Source organism: Pseudoxanthomonas jiangsuensis (genome assembly GCF_010093185.1).
Lineage (GTDB): Bacteria > Pseudomonadota > Gammaproteobacteria > Xanthomonadales > Xanthomonadaceae > Pseudoxanthomonas > Pseudoxanthomonas jiangsuensis.
Map to the genome: position 1 here is coordinate 22,674 of NZ_PDWL01000008.1, position 18,281 is coordinate 40,954.

General features: G+C 70.5%; 18 protein-coding genes. 7 read left to right on the forward strand and 11 right to left on the reverse strand.

Annotation, left to right across the window (positions count from 1 at the left end; genetic code table 11):
• Positions 1–93 precede the first annotated feature (93 nt).
• Positions 94–972, forward strand: coding sequence for a protease HtpX (gene htpX / locus CSC62_RS06765; protein WP_162405414.1), 879 nt, complete (start codon positions 94–96; stop codon positions 970–972).
• A 26-nt stretch (positions 973–998) separates the two neighbouring features.
• Here the strand turns inward: htpX and CSC62_RS06770 are convergent, their stop codons facing one another.
• The 4 genes from CSC62_RS06770 to CSC62_RS06785 all read right to left on the reverse strand — a co-directional run bounded on the left by CSC62_RS06770 (position 999) and on the right by CSC62_RS06785 (position 4,962).
• Positions 999–1,433, reverse strand: coding sequence for an MliC family protein (locus tag CSC62_RS06770; RefSeq protein ID WP_246194266.1), 435 nt, complete (start codon positions 1,431–1,433; stop codon positions 999–1,001).
• Positions 1,433–1,999 (reverse strand): type 1 glutamine amidotransferase domain-containing protein, encoded by a 567-nt coding sequence (locus CSC62_RS06775; RefSeq protein WP_162405416.1) that lies wholly within the window; start codon positions 1,997–1,999, stop codon positions 1,433–1,435. Before CSC62_RS06775 ends, CSC62_RS06770 begins: the two co-directional genes overlap by 1 nt.
• A 126-nt stretch (positions 2,000–2,125) precedes the next feature.
• Entirely contained in the window at positions 2,126–3,151 is a 1,026-nt protein-coding gene (locus tag CSC62_RS06780; protein ID WP_170298356.1) for an endonuclease/exonuclease/phosphatase family protein, read from the reverse strand.
• The gene (locus CSC62_RS06785; RefSeq protein WP_162405417.1) at positions 3,151–4,962 is read right to left on the reverse strand and encodes a M14 family metallopeptidase; all 1,812 of its coding nucleotides are present in this window, start codon (positions 4,960–4,962) and stop codon (positions 3,151–3,153) included. Before CSC62_RS06785 ends, CSC62_RS06780 begins: the two co-directional genes overlap by 1 nt.
• Before the next feature lie 121 nt (positions 4,963–5,083).
• Here CSC62_RS06785 and CSC62_RS06790 point away from each other — a divergent pair, with 121 nt between their 5' ends.
• The 3 genes from CSC62_RS06790 to CSC62_RS06800 all read left to right on the forward strand — a co-directional run bounded on the left by CSC62_RS06790 (position 5,084) and on the right by CSC62_RS06800 (position 8,039).
• On the forward strand, positions 5,084–6,646 hold the full coding sequence (locus CSC62_RS06790; RefSeq protein WP_162405418.1) for a POT-type proton-dependent oligopeptide transporter: 1,563 nt from the start codon (positions 5,084–5,086) through the stop codon (positions 6,644–6,646).
• A 12-nt stretch (positions 6,647–6,658) separates the two neighbouring features.
• A complete protein-coding gene (locus CSC62_RS06795) occupies positions 6,659–7,276 on the forward strand; it encodes a rhomboid family intramembrane serine protease (protein ID WP_162405419.1) in 618 nt (205 codons plus the stop codon).
• A 73-nt stretch (positions 7,277–7,349) separates the two neighbouring features.
• Positions 7,350–8,039: a histone H1-like repetitive region-containing protein gene (locus CSC62_RS06800; protein WP_162405420.1), complete on the forward strand. Its 690-nt coding sequence runs from the start codon at positions 7,350–7,352 to the stop codon at positions 8,037–8,039.
• Positions 8,040–8,114: 75 nt separating this feature from the next.
• Here the strand turns inward: CSC62_RS06800 and CSC62_RS17770 are convergent, their stop codons facing one another.
• Positions 8,115–8,282 (reverse strand): hypothetical protein, encoded by a 168-nt coding sequence (locus CSC62_RS17770; protein ID WP_170298357.1) that lies wholly within the window; start codon positions 8,280–8,282, stop codon positions 8,115–8,117.
• 174 nt (positions 8,283–8,456) lie between these two features.
• Here CSC62_RS17770 and CSC62_RS06805 point away from each other — a divergent pair, with 174 nt between their 5' ends.
• From CSC62_RS06805 to cfa, 3 genes are read left to right on the forward strand one after another with little or no spacing between them, the layout of a single operon-like run.
• Complete coding sequence (locus tag CSC62_RS06805) at positions 8,457–8,756, forward strand: GNAT family N-acetyltransferase (protein WP_162405421.1); 300 nt, start codon at positions 8,457–8,459, stop codon at positions 8,754–8,756.
• 56 nt (positions 8,757–8,812) lie between these two features.
• Positions 8,813–9,658, forward strand: a complete 846-nt coding sequence (locus CSC62_RS06810) for a DUF3298 and DUF4163 domain-containing protein (RefSeq protein WP_246194256.1) — start codon at positions 8,813–8,815, stop codon at positions 9,656–9,658.
• Positions 9,659–9,661: 3 nt separating this feature from the next.
• On the forward strand, positions 9,662–10,798 hold the full coding sequence (gene cfa, locus CSC62_RS06815) for a cyclopropane fatty acyl phospholipid synthase (RefSeq protein WP_162405422.1): 1,137 nt from the start codon (positions 9,662–9,664) through the stop codon (positions 10,796–10,798).
• A gap of 219 nt (positions 10,799–11,017) precedes the next feature.
• Here cfa and CSC62_RS06820 read toward each other — a convergent pair whose 3' ends face one another.
• The 6 genes from CSC62_RS06820 to CSC62_RS06845 form a co-directional block, all read right to left on the reverse strand.
• Entirely contained in the window at positions 11,018–13,207 is a 2,190-nt protein-coding gene (locus CSC62_RS06820) for a M3 family metallopeptidase (RefSeq protein ID WP_162405423.1), read from the reverse strand.
• Positions 13,208–13,356: 149 nt separating this feature from the next.
• On the reverse strand, positions 13,357–14,139 hold the full coding sequence (locus tag CSC62_RS06825) for a ferredoxin--NADP reductase (RefSeq protein ID WP_162405424.1): 783 nt from the start codon (positions 14,137–14,139) through the stop codon (positions 13,357–13,359).
• Between the two features lie 96 nt (positions 14,140–14,235).
• Positions 14,236–15,411, reverse strand: a complete 1,176-nt coding sequence (locus CSC62_RS06830; protein WP_162405425.1) for a PQQ-dependent sugar dehydrogenase — start codon at positions 15,409–15,411, stop codon at positions 14,236–14,238.
• Between the two features lie 30 nt (positions 15,412–15,441).
• The gene (locus CSC62_RS06835; RefSeq protein ID WP_162405426.1) at positions 15,442–17,322 is read right to left on the reverse strand and encodes an ABC transporter ATP-binding protein; all 1,881 of its coding nucleotides are present in this window, start codon (positions 17,320–17,322) and stop codon (positions 15,442–15,444) included.
• Between the two features lie 78 nt (positions 17,323–17,400).
• On the reverse strand, positions 17,401–17,841 hold the full coding sequence (locus CSC62_RS06840; protein WP_162405427.1) for a c-type cytochrome: 441 nt from the start codon (positions 17,839–17,841) through the stop codon (positions 17,401–17,403).
• Between the two features lie 13 nt (positions 17,842–17,854).
• Entirely contained in the window at positions 17,855–18,256 is a 402-nt protein-coding gene (locus CSC62_RS06845; protein ID WP_162405428.1) for a c-type cytochrome, read from the reverse strand.
• Positions 18,257–18,281: the final 25 nt, after the last annotated feature.

An 18,281-nucleotide genomic window follows, 5' to 3' on the forward strand; every position in this document is an offset into this window, starting at 1 on the left:
CATGGTCGCGGCGGGCGTGGCTTGATTTCAAGCCGGCGCGTACCCATTCCCCTTTCCGACAAGCCGACAAGCCAATCCCCCGGAGACTTGCCCGTGTTCAGCCGCATCGCCCTGTTCCTCGCCACCAACCTGGCCGTCCTGTTCCTGGCCGGCATCGTGATGTCCCTGCTCGGAGTGAATCCGAACCAGATGGGCGGGCTGCTGGTGATGGCGGCGCTGTTCGGCTTCGGCGGCTCGCTGGTCTCGCTGCTGATGTCCAAGTGGATGGCCAAGCGCGCCACCGGCGCCCAGGTCATCACCCAGCCGCGCAACGAGACCGAACGCTGGCTGCTGGCCACGGTGCAGCGCCAGGCCCGGGCCGCCGGCATCGGCATGCCCGAGGTCGCGGTCTACGACGCGCCGGAGATCAACGCCTTCGCCACCGGCGCCAACCGCAACAACGCGCTGGTGGCGGTGTCCACCGGCCTTTTGCGCAACATGCGCGCTGAGGAGGCCGAAGCCGTGCTCGGCCACGAGGTCGCGCACGTGGCCAACGGCGACATGGTGACCATGGCCCTGTTGCAGGGCGTGCTCAACACCTTCGTGATCGTACTGGCGCGGGTGGTCGGCGGGGTGGTGGACAGCTATTTGTCCGGCAACCGCGAGGGCAATGGCGGACGCGGCCTGGCCTATTACGCGGTGGTGATGGTGCTGGAGATGGTGTTCGGCCTGTTCGCGACCATGATCGCGATGTGGTTCTCGCGCCACCGCGAGTTCCGCGCCGACGCCGGCGGCGCCCGCCTGGCCGGCCGGGAGAAGATGATCGCCGCGCTGGAAAGGCTCTCGCTCAACCACGGCCAGAGCACCTTGCCGGCCCAGGTCGAGGCCTTCGGCATCGCCGGCGGCATGGGCCAGGGGCTGCGCCGGCTGTTCCTCAGCCATCCGCCGCTGCCCGAGCGGATCGCCGCGCTGCGGGCCTCGACCGAGGTCTGAGCGCTGGCGGATCGGTACGGCGGGGATCAGCCCCCGGCCTGCACCCGGCTGCATTCGCGCGCCGGCAGGCCTGACAGGGTCAGGCTGGCCGCGCCGTCCTTGTCCCAGAACTCGTTGCCGTTGCCGTCGGCATAGCGGGCACCGGAGCCGGCCTCGACCTGCGGCAGCAACAGCTGGCCGCGGTCGTGGGTCAGGGTGAGATCGCCGGCGTCGCGGTCGAAACGCGCGGCGATGCGCTGCTCTCCGCATTGCCAGTGGCTCTCGACGATGGTCGCTGCGGGGGGCGGCGGTGCCGGCTCGGCGGTTTCGCCGATGGCGGCGGCCGCTGCGGGATCGCCCGCCTTGGCGCAGGCGGCGAGCAGCAGTGCCAGGGCAGCTGCGGCCAGCAGGCCGCCGCCCCGGGAGGCGGGACGCTCTGGACGGTGGGATTCTGCGGAAGCGCGCGGCGCATCCGGCCCCATCACGCCGAGCGCTCCTGGCCGCGGTGCCGGCCTTCGCCGATTTCCTCCACCAGCTTGGCGCAGAACGCCGGCAGGTCCTTGGGCGTGCGGCTGGTGACCAGGCCCTGGTCGACCACCACCTCGCGGTCCACCCAGCGCGCGCCGGCGTTCTCCAGGTCGCGGTGGATGTTGGGCACCGAGGTCAGCTCGCGCTGTTCGACCACGCCGGCGTCCACCAGCACCCAGGGGCCGTGGCAGATCGCGCCGACCGGCTTGCCGGCCTCGAAGAACGCGCGGGCGAAGCGGATCGCGTTGTCGTCGTGGCGCAGGGCGTCGGGGTTGAACAGGCCGCCGGGGATGACCAGGGCGTCGTAGTCGGCGGCATCGGCTCCGGCCAGGTCGCGGTCCACGTCCACGCTGCGGCCCTTGTCGAAATGGCGCATGCCCTGGATCGAACCCTGTTCCGGCGAGACCACGTCGACCTGGGCGCCGTGCTCGCGCAGGGCGCGCATCGGTTCGAGCAGTTCGGACTCCTCGAAGCCGTTGCTGGCGAGGATGGCGACGCGTTTTCCGGTGAGGTGGCTCATGCGCGGGACTCCTTGGCTGGGTGGCTCGGAACGGCCGAGGGTAGGGCGCCGCATGCATGGCCGGTGCGAAGGCGATGTATGCGAATCATTAAGGCGACGCCCCGCATTGGCGGCGGATGGGGGCCCTCAGGGCGCCGCTTGCGCGGCTTCTTCCGCCAGGCGCAGGCGCACCAGCAGGCCGCGATGGTCCGAGGCCCAGGTGCCTTCGTCATCCGGTGCGGTGAACAGCAGGCTGGCCACGAGCGGCTGCAGCCGGCCGCGCTCGACGAACACGTGGTCGATCCGGGCCGGCGCGGCGAAATAGTGCGGGTTGAGGGTGCTGCCCTCGGCCACGGACGCATCCGGATGCAGGCTCTGCCAGGCATCGTCGTGGCCTTCGCGCAGCGGGGCCAGTTCCGGGGCGTCGGCTTCGGCGTTGAGGTCGCCGGCGACCACGCTCGGGGCGCCGTCGGCGGTGGCGGCGATCCATGCCATCAGGTCCTCGACTTGGCGCGCGCGCATCGCGCCGCCCTCGGGCGTCCAATGCAGGTGGGTGACGTAGAGGTTGAGCGGATGGCCATCGGCCAGCACCCGGACCATGCCGGCGACGCGGTGGTCCTCCAGCGGATGCAGCAGGGTCTGGCCATCCTCGATCGCGACCTGGCGGGTCAGCATGGCATTGCCGTAGCGGCGCCTGCGGCTGGGCGGGTCGGTGGTGACGAAGTACCAGGCATAGCCCAGCTCGCGGGCCAGCCATGCGGCCTGGTTGGGCAGGCCCTCGTCCTCCAGCACCTCCTGCAGGGCGATCGCGTCCGGCCGCAGCCGGCGCAGGGTATCGACGATCTGGATCCGCCGCCGCGGCCAGTCGTCGCGGTCGTGGTAGAGGTTGAGGGTGACCAGGCTGAAGCCGGCGGAGGCAGGCGCGTCTCCGGTCGCGGCGGCATCGGTGGCGGATCCAGGCGCGACCGGGGCAGACGCCTCCGTGGATTCCGGCGGGGCGGACACCGGCGGCTGACGCGATGCATGCGGCGCCGCGGGAGCCGGTTGTGGGGCGACGTCGGCGGCGGTCCGTGCCTGGGCGGCGTCCTGCGCCGGTCCGGCCGCCGCGGTGCTGGCGGCCAGGATCAGCAGGCAGGACAGCAGCGTTCGCGCGAGAGTCGGCGAAGACCGCATCAGCGCGCTCCAGGGGGCGGCTGGTCCAGGCGCAGCACCGGATACAGGCCGTAGCGCTCGTCCCAGGCCGGATGCAGGCGGTAGAAGAAATCCAGGCGCGCGGCCGGGTCGGCGGCGAAGTCCGGGTCGGTTTCCAGGCGCCGCTGGAACTGCGCGCGCAAGGCCGGATCGCGGGCCAGCATCTGCCGGGCCACGTCCTCGGCGACGTAGTCCTCCATGTATTCCTTGCGCTCGAAGGCGTTGTTGAACCCGCCCCAGGCGGCCAGCGAGTCGGGCGCCTGCGGTTCCAGCAGGGCCAGCGCCAGCCGCGCCAGCGGCTGGGCCAGCGGCACGTACAGCGCGCCGGCGCCGATGTCGCGCCGTTCCGGGGCCCAGGCGCCCTCCAGGGTGGCGCGCTGGTGGCCCTCGCTCGGGGCGGCGGCGAACTTCATGGCGGTGGCGCGGAACGCGGCCACCGGCGCCTGCGCCCAGTCCGCGTCCAGCGGGCGGAAGGCCACGCCGTGGGCTTCCAGCGCCGGGCGCACCACCGCGGCCCAGGCCGGCGGCACCAGGTAGCCGGCGCGCGGGGCGGTCACCTCCAGCGCCGGCACCACCTGGTCGCGCAGGGGCAGGTGCCAGACCTGCGGGGTGGATTCGTCGTAGCGGGTCATCAGCGCGCCGGACACTTCCGAGGGCGTGCGGGTATAGGCGTAGCCGCGGAAGTCGACGGTCCGTGCCTGGTCGGTGGCCTTCCAGTCCAGCGCCTGGGTCGTGCCGCCCAGCTCCGCGGCGCGGGCGTCGGCGGCGTCGGCCAGCCGGCGCCACTGGGCGCCATGCGCGGCCATCTGCTCCAGCACCGAGACCACCGCGTTGCGGGTGATCCGCACGCGCTCGGGGTAGGGCTTCCAGGAGTGGGTCTCCACCAGCATGCCGAAGCGGTTGCGCAGCAGGAAATAGCCGCTGGAGAAGCGCGGCGGCGAGACCCCGTCCTCGAACCCGGAAGCCGGGTCGTCCTCGATCACGAACGAGGGATAGAAGTCCAGGGGCAGGGAACCCTGGCGGGCCAGGTCGGCGACGGTGGCGTCGCGCCACTGGCGGCCGGCGCGGCGCAGGGCTTCGTCGCCGGCGTGCAGCGGCTCGACCTGGATCGAGATGTCGTGCTCGAACTGGGCGCCGTCAGTGGCGTGCAGGTCGACCATCGCCAGCGGGTCCCAGTCGCGGACCAGGCGCAGCATGGCCTGCATCTCGGCCGAATCGGCCTTCAGGTAGTCGCGGTTGAGGTTGTAGCCCTGGGCGGTGGTGCGCCAGCCCATTTCCTCCGGGCCGCGCTGGTTGGGCCGGTTCCAGGCGCCGAAGCGTTCGTGGCCGTCGACGTTGAACACCGGCACGAACAGCAGCACCAGCCGGTCCAGCGCGCCGGCCGCCGCCTGGCCTTCGAGTACCTGGCGCAGGGCGAGGAAGCCGGCGTCCTTGCCGTCGATCTCGCCGGCATGGATGCCGCCCTGGACCAGCACCACCGGCAGGCCGCGGCGGCGTGCCTGCGCGGGATCGAAGGCGCCGCTGGCGGTGACCGCCAGCACCTGCATCGGCCGGCCCTCGGGCGTGGTGCCGAAGCTCCAGGTACGGACCCGGTCGGGCCAGCGCGCCTGGAAGGCGGCCGCCAGTGCCGGGACCTCCTCGTAGCGGCCGGTGCGCAGGAAGCCGGAGCGTTCGGACACGGTGGACAGGGTTTCGCTGGCCGTGGGCGCGGCGGAAGCGGCCACCGGCAGCAACGCGGCCAGCCCGGCCAGGAGCAGGATCAGGCCGCCGGGGCGGAACGTGGTACGGGTCATCGGCATCGGGGCGGGAACGGGCAGGAGGCCATGATGCCAGCGCCCTGGAGCGGCTGGCCCCGGTCCGGACAGCGGCGCACCCGATCGGGTACCCTCCGTTTCTTTTGTGACGGACCCGACGATGGCCATCCCGACCACCGCCGCCCGCGGGCGCATGCCCCGCCAGATCCCCTTCATCATCGGCAACGAGGCCTGCGAGCGCTTCAGCTTCTACGGGATGCGCAACATCCTGGTGCAGTTCCTGATCACCTCGACCCTGCTGCAGCACGTGCTGGCCGGGCAGGAGCGGGAACTGGCGGCCAAGGACCTGATGCACACCTTCATGATCGGGGTGTACTTCTTCCCCTTGCTGGGCGGCTGGCTGGCCGACCGCTTCTTCGGCAAGTACAACACCATCCTCTGGTTCTCGCTGGTGTACTGCGCCGGCCATGCCTGCCTGGCCCTGTTCGAGCACGACCGGCTCGGCTTCTTCACCGGCCTGGGCCTGATCGCGCTGGGCGCCGGCGGGATCAAGCCGCTGGTGGCCTCGTTCATGGGCGACCAGTTCGACCAGTCGAACAAGCACCTGGCCAGGATCGTGTTCGACGCCTTCTACTGGATCATCAACTTCGGCTCGCTGTTCGCCTCTTTGCTGATGCCTTTGTTCCTGAAGAACCTCGGGCCGTCGGTGGCGTTCGGCATCCCCGGGCTGCTGATGTTCGTGGCCACCCTGGTGTTCTGGCTGGGCCGCCGCCGCTACGTGCTGGTGCCGCCGGCGCGGGTCCAGGACCCGCACGCGTTCTCGCGGATCATCCGTACCGCCTTGCTGGCGCAGGCGCCCGGGCAGGGCAGGGCGGGCCTGTGGATCGCGCTGGCCGGCGTGGTCCTGGCCGTGGCCGCGCTGGCGCTGACTCCGTCGCTGGGCTTCGTGATCGCCTTCTGCGTGGCCCTGGTGCTGCTGCTGGCCGGGGTCGGCGGCGGCGCCTGGCTGCAGCTGGAGCGCGCCCGCGGGGTGCATCCGGACGCGGCCGTGGACGGCGCGCGCAGCGTGCTGCGGGTGCTGGTGATCTTCGCCCTGACCACGCCGTTCTTCTCGCTGTTCGACCAGAAGGCCTCGACCTGGGTGATCCAGGGCAACGCGATGGCCAAGCCCGAATGGTTCGTGTCCTCGCAGATGCAGGCGCTGAACCCGGCGCTGGTGATGATCCTGATCCCGTTCAACAACCTGGTCCTGTACCCGGCCCTGCGCCGCTTCGGCTGGGAGCCGACCGCGCTGCGCCGGATGACCGCCGGCATCGCCTTCAGCGGCCTGGCCTGGATCGTGGTCGGCGGGATCCAGGTGGTGATGGACGGCGGCGAGCCGATGTCCATCGTCTGGCAGGTCCTGCCGTACGCGCTGCTGACCTTCGGCGAGGTGCTGGTCTCGGCCACCGGCCTGGAGTTCGCCTACAGCCAGGCGCCGCAGGCGATGAAGGGCGTGGTCATGAGCTTCTGGAACCTGACCACCACCATCGGCAACCTGTGGGTGCTGCTGGCCAACGCGGCGGTGCGCAACGAGTCGGTGACCGGCAGCATCGCCAGTACCGGCTTGAGCACCACCGCCTTCCAGATGTTCTTCTTCGCCGTCTTCGCCCTGGTGGCCGCGCTGGTGTTCGGGCTGTACGCGCGCAGCTACCGGGTGGTCGACAACTACCGTGCCGCCTGAGATCCGTAGCCGATGCAATCACCCGTCACCCTCGTCCTGATCGCCATCACCGCGCTGGTGTCCTGGCTGGCGTTCAACGACCGCCGGATCGTCGACCGGACGATCCTGTGGCCGCCGGCGGTCTCGCAGAGGCGCGAATACTGGCGGCTGGTCAGCTACGGCTTCCTGCACGCCGATTTCCCGCACCTGCTGTTCAACATGGTCACCCTGTTCTTCTTCGGCCGGCTGATCGAGCAGGTGATGCTGCAGGTGACCGGCAGCCTGCTGACCTATCCGCTGTTCTACCTGGCCGCGCTGGCGGTCTCGATCCTGCCCAGCTACCTGAAGAACCAGAAGAACCCGAACTACTTCAGCCTCGGCGCCTCCGGCGCGGTGTCGGCGGTGCTGTTCGCCTTCATCCTGATCTCGCCGTGGTCGCTGATCTTCGTGTTCTTCATTCCGGCCCCGGCGATCCTGTACGCGGTGTTCTACGTCGGCTACAGCATCTGGATGGACCGCAAGGGCGGGGACCGGATCAACCACAGCGCGCACCTGGCCGGGGCCGCGTTCGGGGTGATGTTCATGCTGGCGATGGAGCCGCGGCTGGCCCAGGTGTTCGTCCAGCAGCTGCTGAACCCGCGCTTCGGCTGAGCGGCCACGCTCACCGGGCCTGAATGTGGCCCGTGCCAGCCTGCCTCCCGTGTCCCTGAAACGGAGGGTGGAGATGGCAACCGCACGCAAGACCCCGGCAGGTACGTCCACGACCGCGCGCAAGCGCGCGGCAGATGCCGCGACGAAGGCCGGCAAGGCCGGCGCGAAACCGGCCAAGGCCGCGTCCGCGGCGAAGAAGGCCACGGCCAGGAAGACCACGGCGAAGAAGGCCGTGACGAAGAAGTCCGCGGCCAGGACGGCTTCGACGAAGAAGGCTGCGGTCCGGAAAACGGCAGCGAAGAAAACGGTGGCGAAGAAGTCCGCCGCTCGGAAAAGCACGGCCGGCAAGGCCACCGCCAACCCGTCCCCGGCCCGCAAGACGGCAGGGAAGCCGGCAGCGAAGAAGACCGCAGTGAACAAAGCCACGGCGAAGAAGGCTGCGGTGAAAAAGGCCGCGGTGAAAAAGGCCAGCGTGAAGAAGGTCGCTTCCCGCCCCCGCCGTCGCAGCCCGACCCCGGAGCAGGCCCTGGCCAGGACCCACGAACTGCTGCAGGCGCAGCAGGAGCAGGCACGGCAGACCCCGCCTTGGCGGTTGCTGGAGGAGCAGGGAACGCCGCATGCGGCGGACGTGGAGGGCCACGTATCGGCCGAGGCGGCCGCGAAGGCGCAGGAGCTGCACGCCGGCGAGAGCCGGATGCGCGCGATCCAGGGCAGCGCCAGCACCCACGACCGGCGCAACCAGCGCAAGCGCGATCACCGTTGAGGGGCGCGTGCGGCTTCGATGGATGCGCAGCGGGGAAGCGACGAAGGGGCGCCGTGCGCCCCTTCGGAAGACCGGTCAGGCGGCGACCGAATAGGTGCTCATGAGGCGCTCGTACACCTCGTTGGTCAGCTGTTCGAATTCCCAGCTGTCGGTATGGCCGCTGACCACCAGCTGGTACAGCCCCTCGAGCAGGGAGGCGTCGCTGGCGCAATCGTTGGCGGCATGCGGGTCGAAGGTGGTCATGGCGGACTCCATCCATTGTGGCCGTGTGTGCCATGTCCGTCGCAGGACCCGTGCCAATCGCCGCACGCTGTCCCCGATGCCTTGCGCCACCGGCCTTCCTCACTTCCCTTTGCCGGCCGGATCGCCAGAATGTGACGCTGAGCGTCGCCTTTTGCCGATCCGGAGACTCCGACCATGGCCTCTTCCCCCGCCGCCCCGACCGCCGTCGAGCACGATCCCGCCGCGCGGCGTTTCCTGGTCCGTCTCGAAGGCCACGAAGCCGAGCTGACCTACCACCTGGCCGGGGACAGCGCCCTGGTGATCGACCACACCGGCGTCCCTGCCGAGATCGGCGGCCGCGGCGTGGCCGCGCAGCTGGTGCGGGCCGCGTTCGAACTCGCCCGCGGGCGTGGCTGGAAGGTGGTCCCGGCCTGTTCCTATGCGGCGGTCTGGGCCGGGCGCCATCCCGAGTTCGCCGACCTGGTGGCCGGCTGAAGATGCCGCGGGGCAGCGCTAGACTGGGCGAAGGATGCGCAACGGAGATGCCGGCAATGAAGCCTGACGGAAAGTGGATGATCGCCGTGGCGGCCGGCCTGGCTGCCGTGCTGGCCGCCGGCTGCGGGCGCGAGCCGCCACCGGCCGCGACCCCGGGCAGCGTTCCGGAAGCGCCGGCGGCCGTGACCGAAGCGCCCGCCGCTGCCGGTGCGGACGCGACCGTGTCCCTGGAGGACGTGATCGAGCAGGATCCGCGCTACGTGATCGGGATCAGCTATCCGCCCTCGGCCGCGTCCCAGCCCGGCCTGGCCCGGGCGCTGCACGACTACGCCCAGGCCGCCCGCGCCGACCTGCAGCAGGCGTTGGACGGCCTGCAGGCGCCGCCGACGGCGCCGTACGAACTGTCGCTGGGCTTCCGCAGTCTGCTGGAAACCCAGGAAGTGATCGCGGTGGCCGCCGACGGCAGCCTCTACACCGGCGGCGCCCATGGCCAGCCGCTGGTGGCGCGTTTCGTCTGGTTGCCGCAGCGCCAGGAAATGCTGACGTCCGAGCGCCTGCTGGCCACGCCGGCCGGCTGGCAGCAGGTGGCCGATTATGTCGGCGAGCAGCTGGGCACCGCCGCCCACGTGCGCGCGGCCGACGAGTCGCTGGAGCCGGCCGACCGCCAGCGCCTGCTGGCCGTGGCCCTGAAGATGATCGACGAGGGCACCGAGCCCAAGCCCGAGAACTTCTCCCAGTTCGAGCCGGTGAAGGGCGCCGACGGCAAGCTGGCCGGCCTGCACTTCGTGTTCCCGCCCTACCAGGTCGGTCCCTATGCCGACGGCGTGCAGTACGTGGAGGTACCGGCCGCGGTGCTGCTGCCGTACCTGGCCCCGGACTACCGCGGGCTGTTCTCGCCCTAGGCGATGAAGGGCGTCCCGCTCCCGCAGCGTCGCGTCGAAGCGTTGCTGGCGGAAGCGGACGTGCGCCCGGGCGGGGAGCGGGACTGGGACCTGCAGGTCCACGACCGGCGGCTGTACGCGCGGCTGCTGGCGCGCGGTTCGCTGGGCCTGGGCGAGTCCTACATGGACGGCTGGTGGGATGCGCGCGCGCTGGATGAGCTGATGGTGCGGCTTTTGCGCGCCGGCCTGGACCGGCGCGTGCACGGCATCGGCGAGATCCGCGACGTGCTGCTGGCGCGGCTGGCCAACCCGCAGAGCCTGCGCCGCAGCCGCGAGGTCGCCCGCCGCCACTACGACCTGGGCAACGACCTGTACGCGGCCATGCTCGGCCGCAGGATGGTCTACAGCTGCGGCTACTGGCGCCAGGCCGCCGACCTGGATGCGGCCCAGGAGGCCAAGCTGGACCTGGTCTGCCGCAAGCTGCGTCTGCGCCCCGGCATGCGCGTGCTGGACATCGGCTGCGGCTGGGGCGAGGCGCTGGAGTACGCGGCGAGGCGCTACGGGATCGAGGGCGTGGGCGTGACCATCTCGGCCGAGCAGGCCGCGCATGCGCGCCGGCTGTGCGCGGGCCTGCCGGTGGAGATCCGGCTGCAGGATTACCGGGAGCTGGACGAGCCGTTCGACGCGGTGTTCTCGATCGGGATGTTCGAGCACGTGGGGGTGCGCAACTACCGGGAGTACTTCGAGGTGGTGCGGCGCTGCCTGGTGGCCCGGGCGGACGCAGAGCCGGGGCTGTTCCTGCTGCACAGCATCGGCGGCAACGTCTCGGTGCGGCGGACCGACCCGTGGATCGCGCGCTACATCTTCCCGAACTCGATGCTGCCGTCGGCGGCGCAGGTGACGGCGGCCTGCGAAGGGCTGTTCGTGATCGAGGACTGGCACAACTTCGGGGCCGACTATGACCGCACGCTGCAGGCCTGGCGCGACAACGTCGAGGCCGCGTGGGAGCGCCTGGACGCGCGCTACGACGAGCGCTTCCGGCGGATGTGGCGGTTCTACCTGGCCGGCGCGATGGCGACCTTCCGCTGCCGGCGCTCGCAGCTGTGGCAGATCGTGCTGTCGCCGCACGGCGTTCCTGGCGGCTACCTCGCCCCGCGCTGACTGCACCGCCGGCAATCCCGGCCCGGCACTGGCGAAAAAACCGCCACGCATCTTGACAGCCCCGCCGTTGCTGGGTCGCCAGCGCTTATCCACAGCTTCGTGCAGCGCTCATCCACACCGCTTGTGGATAGTGCGGACACCGGCAGGGTCATCCCGGCCCCGTAAACGACTTCGCCACCCGGAAGGTGGCGAAGTCGGCGACGCATGGAGAGCGACGGATCAGCGCGGGGCGCTGTCCAGCCCGCGCTTGGCCAGCAGGGGCTCGATCTTCGGCTCGTGGCCGGCGAAATCGCGGAACAGCTGCAACGCGTCGTTACTGCCGCCGCGCGAGAGCAGGGTGGCGCGGAAGCGGTCGCCGTTCTCGCGCTTCAGGCCGCCGTGCTGGCGCATCCATTCCTGGGTGTTGGCGTCCAGCACCTCCGACCAGATGTAGGCGTAGTAGCCGGCCGCGTAGCCGCCCATGATGTGGCTGAAGTACGGGGTGCGGTAGCGCGGCGGCACCGGCGGATAGGCGATGCCGTCGGCGGCCAGGGCGTCGGCCTCGAACTTCATCACGCCGTCGGCGGCCGGCACCTGGTCGGCGCCGATCTGGTGCCAGCGCTGGTCGAGCATGGCCGCGCCCAGGTACTCGGTGGTGGCGAAGCCCTGGTTGAACTTGCCCGCGGCCAGGACCTTGTCCAGCAACGCCTGCGGCATCGCCTCGCCGGTCTGGTGGTGCTTGGCGTAGTTGGCCAGGATCGACGGCCAGTCGGCCCACATCTCGTTGACCTGGGACGGGAACTCGACGAAATCGCGCGGGACGTTGGTGCCGCTGAAGTACGGATAGTTCACGTCCGAGAACATGCCGTGCAGGGCGTGGCCGAACTCGTGGAAGGTGGTGGTCACCTCGTCCCAGGTCAGCAGGGTCGGCTCGCCGGCCGGCGGCTTGGGGATGTTGAGGTGGTTGGCGACCACCGACTGGGTGCCGCGCAGCCTGGACTGCGACACGTACGAGTTCATCCAGGCGCCGCCGCGCTTGGACTCGCGCGCATAGGGGTCGAAGATGAAGATCGCCAGCGGCTTGCCGTCGGCGTCGACGACATCGTAGGTCCAGATGTCGTCGCGGTACTTGGGCAGGTCGGTGCGTTCCTTGAAGCTGATCCCGTAGAGCTGGTTGGCGGCGAAGAACACGCCGTTCTCCAGCACGTTCTTCATCTCGAAGTACGGCTTGAGCTGGGATTCGTCGAAGTCGTACTTGGCCTGGCGCACCTTCTCGCTGTAGAAGGCCCAGTCCCACGGCTCGAGCTTGAAGCTGGCCTCGCCCTTGGCCGCCTGCTCCTGGTCGATCATTTTCTGCAGGTCGGCGGCCTCACGCTTGGCGTTGGCCACGGCGGCCGGGGCCAGCTTGCCGAGCATGTCGTTGACCGCCTGCGGGGTCTTGGCGGTGGCGTCCTCCAGGGCGTAGGCGGCGTAGTTCGGGTAGCCCAGCAGGGCGGCGCGCTCGGCGCGCAGCTTGACCACCTGGGCGACCAGGCCGGTGTTGTCGAAATCTCCGCCGCGGCTGCCGCGGGCCATCGAGGCCTCGAAGATCTTCCGCCGCGACTCGCGGTCGGTCAGGTAGCTCAGCGGCGGCTGGCCGGTGGTGTTGAGCAGGGTGACCACATACTTGCCGTCCAGCCCGCGCTTCTTGGCTTCGTCGGCCGCGGCGGCGATCTGGGCCTCGCTGGAACCGGCCAGGGCCTGCGCGCTGTCGAAGGTCACCGCCGAGGCGTTGACCTCGCCGAGCACGTTCTGGTCGAACTGGGTGCCGAGCTTGGCCAGCTCGGCGTTCATCGCCTTCAGCCTTTCCTTGTCGGCGTCGGACAGCTTGGCGCCGGCACGGACGAAGTCGGTGTAGTAGCGCTCGACCAGGCGCTTGCCCTCGGCGTCCAGGCCGAGGCCTTCGCGGCCGTCGTACAGGGCCTGGATGCGTTCGAACAGCTTGCCGTTGAGGCGGATCGCGTCCTGGTGCGCGGCCAGCTTCTCGGAGTAGTCGGCTTCGAGCTTCTGCCGGGTGTCGTTGGTGTCGGTCCCGACCAGGTTGAAGAACACGGTCAGGGCGCGCTCGAGCACCTGGCCGCTGTTCTCCAGGGCGACGATGGTGTTGTCGAAGGTCGCCGGCTCGGCGTTGCCGGCGATCGCCTCCACTTCCTTCAGCTGCTCGGCCATGCCGGCGTCGAAGGCCGGGGCGAAGTCGCTGTCCTTGATCCGGTCGAAGTGCGGGTATTCCAGCGGCAGGTCGCTCTTGACGAAGAACGGGTTGTCCTGGGTCGCGGGCGTGGCCGGCTGTTCGGCCGCGGCGCCGGCCGCGGGGGCGTCGGTGCGGTTGCAGGCGGTCATGGTCATTCCAAGGGCGGCGGCGAGCGCCAGGCAGAGGCCGGTCTTCTTCATTGCAACTGTTCCTGGGGAAACGAACCGGTCAAGCGTACTCCAGCGAACGGCCGCGGGGAGGCGTGACCAACGGCACGGGACAGGGCCGTGCAGGGGGAGCAGGCAACGCCACCGGGTCCCCGCCTACGCGGGGACGACGGCATGGGGTTCTACTTCTCGACGAACGCCCGCTCGAACACGTACTGGCCGGCGGTGCCGATCCGCGGCGAGGCGGTGAAGCCGCGGCCATCGAGCAGGGTACGGAAGTCGGCCAGCATCTGCGGGCTGCCGCAGATCATGGCGCGGTCCTGCTCCGGATCCAGGGCCTCTATGCCCAGGCTGCGCATCATCTCGCCGCTTTCCATCAACGAGGTCAGGCGGCCGCGGTTGGGGAAGTCCTCGCGGCTGACCGCCGGGTAGTACAGCAGCTTGTCGCGGATCAGCTCGCCGAGGATCTCGTGCTGCGGTAGCTCCTTCTCGAAGTAGTCGCGGTAGGCCAGGTCCTCGGCGTTGCGCACGCCGTGGCACAGGACCACGCGCTCGAAGCGCTCGTAGGTCTCCGGGTCCTTGATCACCGACAGCCACGGCGCCAGGCCGGTGCCGGTGCCCAGCAGGTACAGGTTGCGGCCGGGATGCAGGTCGCTGATCAGCAGGGTGCCGGTGGGCTTGCGCCCGATCAGGATGCTGTCGCCGGGCTTGATGTGCTGCAGGCGCGAGGTCAGCGGCCCGTCCTGGACCTTGATCGAGAAGAACTCCAGCTGTTCTTCCCAGTTGGCGCTGGCGATCGAGTAGGCGCGCAGGATCGGCTTGCCGCTCTCGGTGGGCAGGCCGATCATCACGAACTGGCCGTTCTCGAAGCGGAAACCGTCGTCGCGGGTGGTGGTGAAGCTGAAGTAGGCGTCGGTCCAGTGACGGACATCAAGCACCGTTTCGGTGCCGTAGGCGGAGGACATTCGGACGGCGGCGGCGGGAGGGGGGAGGCGCCTATTGTAGCCCGTCCCGATGAGAATTGATCTCATCAAGACGGGCGCGCCTTCGCCGCGCCCCGCTCAGCCCTGCGGCGGCTCCAGCCGCAGCAGCTTGCCGTCGCCCTCGTCGGTGACCAGGTAGAGGTTGCCGTCGGCGCCCGCGCGCACGTCGCGGATGCGCTCGCCGAAGTCCTGCAGCAGGCGTTCCTCGCCGACCACGCGGTCGCCCTCCAGCTGCAGCCGGATCAGCTGGCGCTGGGCCAGGGCGCCGAGGAACAGGCTGTCGTTCCAGGGCTTGCCGGGGCGGCCGGTGTAGAAGGCCATGCCCGACAGGCCGGGCGAGACCTCGAACACGTAGTGCGCCGGCTGCATGCCTTCCTGCTCCTTGCCCACCGCCTCGGGGATCGGCTGGCCGGAGTAGTTGATGCCGTGGGTGACGATCGGCCAGCCGTAGTTCTTCCCGGGCTGCGGCAGGTTGACCTCGTCGCCGCCGCGCGGGCCGTGCTCGCTCTCCCACAGCCGTCCGGTGCGCGGGTCGAAGGCCAGGCCCTGCGAATTGCGGTGGCCGTAGCTCCAGATCTCCGGGCGGGCGCCGGCCTGGCCGACGAAGGGGTTGTCCTCGGGCACGCCGCCGTCCAGGTCCAGCCGGACCAGCTTGCCCTGCAGCTTGTCCAGTTCCTGCGCCAGCGGCCGCAGGGTGCGTTCGCCCTGGCTGATGAACACGTGGCCCTGGCCGTCGAAGGCGAAGCGGGAGCCGTAGTGGTTCTCGGTGTCCACCTTCGGTTCCTGGCGGTAGAACACGGTCACCTCGGACAGGCCGGCCTCGCCGAGGGTGGCGTAGGCGGCCGTGGTACCGGACAGGCCCTGGCCGTCGGGCTCGGCGTAGCTGAGGTAGATGCGGCGGCTGCGGGCGAAGTCCGGCGCCAGGACCACGTCGAGCAGTCCGCCCTGGCCACGCGCGGAGACCGCCGGCACCCCGGCCAGCGGCGCGGAGACCTCGCCGTCGGCGCCGACCCGGCGCAACGTGCCGCCGCGCTCGGTGACCAGGAAGCCGCCTTCCGGCAAGGGCGCCACCGCCCAGGGATGCGACAGCCCGCGGGCGATCACCGTGAGCCGGGCCTGGCCCTGTTCGCTGGCGATCTCGCGCGCCGGTTCGGCCTTGGCCGGGCCGGGCGCGGCGGTCGTATCCGCACCGGGCTTGCATGCGGCCAAGGCGGCGATCAGGGCGAGGCTGAGGGCGGCACGTGCGAGGCGCATGCGTCGGTTTCCTTGGCGGGCGATGGGCCGTCAACGATAGCCGGCGGCCTGCAGTTCGAACAACTCGGCATAGCGGCCGCCCTGGGCCATCAACTGCTCGTGGGTGCCGCTGGCCTCGACCTTGCCGCCGGCCAGGACCAGGATCCGGTCGGCCATGCGCACGCTGGAGAAACGGTGCGAGATCAGCACCGCGGTGCGGCCGCGCGACAGTTCCTTGAAGCGCTGGAACACCTCGAATTCGCTGCGCGCATCCAGCGCCGCGGTCGGCTCGTCCAGGATCATCACCTGGGCGTCGCGCATCCAGGCGCGGGCGATGGCCAGCTTCTGCCATTGCCCGCCGGACAGGTCCACCCCGGTCTTGAAGCGGCGGCCGATCAGCTGGTCGTAGCCGAGGGGCAGGGCGGCGACCACCTCTTCGGCCATGCCGCGGCGGGCGGCATCGGCGATCCGCGCGCGGTCGTCCATCGCCTCGATCCGGCCCACGCCGATGTTCTCGCCGGCGCTGAGGTGGTAGCGGACGAAGTCCTGGAAGATCACCCCGGTGTTGGCGCGCAGGTCGTCCAGGTCATAGTCGCGCAGGTCGCGGCCGTCGAGCAGGATCCGGCCCTCGTCCGGGTCGTACAGCCGCGCCAGCAGCTTGACCAGGGTGGTCTTGCCGGCCCCGTTCTCGCCAACCAGGGCCAGCACCTCGCCGGCGCGCAGCTCGAACTCCAGTCCGCGCAAGGCCCAGTGCTCGGCCCCCGGATAGCGGAAACCGACGTTCTCGAACGCGAACCCGGCCGCGATCGGCCGCGGCACCGGCAAGGCGTCCGGCCGGGAGGCGATCTCCGGTTCGATCTCGAAGAACGAGAACAGGTCGTCCAGGTACAGGGCCTGTCCGGCGACCTGGGAGAAGCCGATCAGCAGCCCTTCCAGCAGCTGGCGCAGGCGCAGGAAGCTGCCGGCCAGGAAGGTCAGGTCGCCGATTGAGAAATCGCCCCTGACCGTGCGCCAGGCGATGTAGGCGTAGGCGACGTAGTAGCCCAGGGTGCCCAGCGCGGCCAGCAGGGTGCCCCACAGGGCCCGGCGCCGGGCCAGGGCGCGGTTGGCCAGGTAGAACTTCTCGGCCAGGACCTTGTAGCGGTCGATCAGGAAGCGATGGAGGTTGAATATCTTCACCTCCTTGGCCGTCTCCACGCTGGCGCCGGTCTGGCGCAGGTACTCGAGCTGGCGGCGCTCGGGCGTCCACTGGTGGTTGAGCGAGTAGCCCAGGGCGTTGAAGTGCGACTCGCCGACGAAGGCCGGCACCAGGGCCACCGCCAGCAGCACGATCAGCCAGGGCGCGTAGACCAGCAGGCCGATGGCGAAGCTGGCCACGGTGATCGCGTCCTGGACCTGGCCGAACAGCTGGCTCATCAGGTTCATCCGGCTCATGGTCTGGCGCCGGGCGCGGTCGAGCTTGTCCTGCAGGTCGGGATCCTCGAAGTCCTCCAGGTCGAGGGTGGCGGCGTGCTCCATCAGGCGCACGCTGCTGGCGTTGGTGAACAGCTCCGAGAGCAGGCCGTCGGCGTAGCTGACCAGGCGGCCGAGCAGGTCGGAGCCGACCGCCAGGGCCAGTTCCAGGGCGAGCAGGCTGAGCAGGTGGGAGAGCTGGCCGCCGCGCAGGGCCTCGCCGAGGCCGTCGAACTGCAGGCCGAGGCCGACCAGGCGGATGGCCTCGTCGATGATCAACTTGCCGATGTAGAGGGTGGCCACCGGCAGCAGGGAGCGGACCAGGCGCAGGCCCAGGCTGGTCAGGGTCAGGCCGGGACTGGTGGCCCAGATCTGGCGCAGGAACGGCGGCAGGTTGCGCATGGCGTCGAAGCGCTCGCGCAGGCTGGGACTGGCGCGCTCGCGGCGCGGCTTGGGCGGTGCGGACGGGGAAGCGGCCATGGCCGCATTGTGCCGTACGAACGAAGGCCCGCTTGCGCGGGCCTTCGCATTACCTGATCGGCGCCAGGGCGCCGGGCGTCAGTGCGCGCCGTGCAGGTCGCGCAGCTGCGAGGCGCGGGAGCCGAAGAATGCGCCCAGGTCGGCGATGTCCTGGTCGCTCAGGTCGGCGGCCTGCGGGGTCATCAGCGCGTGCTGACGATCGCCCTTGCGGTACTCCTGCAGGGCGTGGGCGAGGTAGTCGGCGTACTGGCCGCCGAGCTTGGGATAGGTCGCGTCGATCGGGGCGTTGCCGTCCGGGCCGTGGCAGTCGATGCAGCTCTGGCCGGTGGCCTTGCCCTTGGCGTTGGCCAGCTGCTCGCCGACGGCGATCCGGCCGGCGGGCAGGCCGGCCGAGGAACTGGCGGCGGCATGGCCTTCGCCTTCGGCGGCGTGGGAATCTTCCTTTCCGGAGCAGGCCGCCAGGGCCAGGAGGGCGGTCAGGGCGATGGCGAGACGCTGGGCGTACACGGCTGTCGTCATTGGCGGGGGCTGCTTACTTGAGGGTGGACAGGAAGGCGGCGATGTCGGCGATGTCCTGGTCCGAGAAGCTCTCGGCCTGGGCGCGCATCGTCGGGTGCTTGCGCTGGCCATCGCGGTATTCGTGCAGCGCCTGGGACAGGTACTCGGCCGACTGGCCGCCGATCTTGGGCACCTTGAAGCTCGGATAGGCGTTCTTGTAGCCGGTGATGCCGTGGCAACCCTGGCAGGTGTAGGTCAGCTGGCGGCCGGTTTCGGCGTTGCCGGTGACGGCGGCCGGGGCCGCGGTGGCGGCAGGGGCCGGCTGCGCCGCGTCCGGGGCGGCCGGCGGGGCGGCGTCCTGGGCGAGGGCGGTGGCGAGGGGCAGGGCGGTGACCAGGGCAAGGCAGGCGGCTAGCGGCAGCGGGCGGCGCATCATTCTGTGGTCCGGATCGGCGTGTTGG

Coding starts and splice junctions, on each gene's coding strand:
- CSC62_RS06845 (WP_162405428.1), bottom strand. CDS start 18,256: ATGATGCGCCGCCCGCTGCCGCTAGCCGCCTGCCTTGCCCTGGTCACC.
- CSC62_RS06835 (WP_162405426.1), bottom strand. CDS start 17,322: ATGGCCGCTTCCCCGTCCGCACCGCCCAAGCCGCGCCGCGAGCGCGCC.
- CSC62_RS06785 (WP_162405417.1), bottom strand. CDS start 4,962: ATGACCCGTACCACGTTCCGCCCCGGCGGCCTGATCCTGCTCCTGGCC.
- CSC62_RS06805 (WP_162405421.1), top strand. CDS start 8,457: ATGGCCTCTTCCCCCGCCGCCCCGACCGCCGTCGAGCACGATCCCGCC.
- CSC62_RS06780 (WP_170298356.1), bottom strand. CDS start 3,151: ATGCGGTCTTCGCCGACTCTCGCGCGAACGCTGCTGTCCTGCCTGCTG.
- CSC62_RS06840 (WP_162405427.1), bottom strand. CDS start 17,841: ATGACGACAGCCGTGTACGCCCAGCGTCTCGCCATCGCCCTGACCGCC.
- CSC62_RS06770 (WP_246194266.1), bottom strand. CDS start 1,433: ATGGGGCCGGATGCGCCGCGCGCTTCCGCAGAATCCCACCGTCCAGAG.
- CSC62_RS06775 (WP_162405416.1), bottom strand. CDS start 1,999: ATGAGCCACCTCACCGGAAAACGCGTCGCCATCCTCGCCAGCAACGGC.
- CSC62_RS06790 (WP_162405418.1), top strand. CDS start 5,084: ATGGCCATCCCGACCACCGCCGCCCGCGGGCGCATGCCCCGCCAGATC.
- CSC62_RS06800 (WP_162405420.1), top strand. CDS start 7,350: ATGGCAACCGCACGCAAGACCCCGGCAGGTACGTCCACGACCGCGCGC.
- CSC62_RS06810 (WP_246194256.1), top strand. CDS start 8,813: ATGAAGCCTGACGGAAAGTGGATGATCGCCGTGGCGGCCGGCCTGGCT.
- CSC62_RS06795 (WP_162405419.1), top strand. CDS start 6,659: ATGCAATCACCCGTCACCCTCGTCCTGATCGCCATCACCGCGCTGGTG.
- cfa (WP_162405422.1), top strand. CDS start 9,662: ATGAAGGGCGTCCCGCTCCCGCAGCGTCGCGTCGAAGCGTTGCTGGCG.
- CSC62_RS06830 (WP_162405425.1), bottom strand. CDS start 15,411: ATGCGCCTCGCACGTGCCGCCCTCAGCCTCGCCCTGATCGCCGCCTTG.
- CSC62_RS06820 (WP_162405423.1), bottom strand. CDS start 13,207: ATGAAGAAGACCGGCCTCTGCCTGGCGCTCGCCGCCGCCCTTGGAATG.
- CSC62_RS06825 (WP_162405424.1), bottom strand. CDS start 14,139: ATGTCCTCCGCCTACGGCACCGAAACGGTGCTTGATGTCCGTCACTGG.
- CSC62_RS17770 (WP_170298357.1), bottom strand. CDS start 8,282: ATGACCACCTTCGACCCGCATGCCGCCAACGATTGCGCCAGCGACGCC.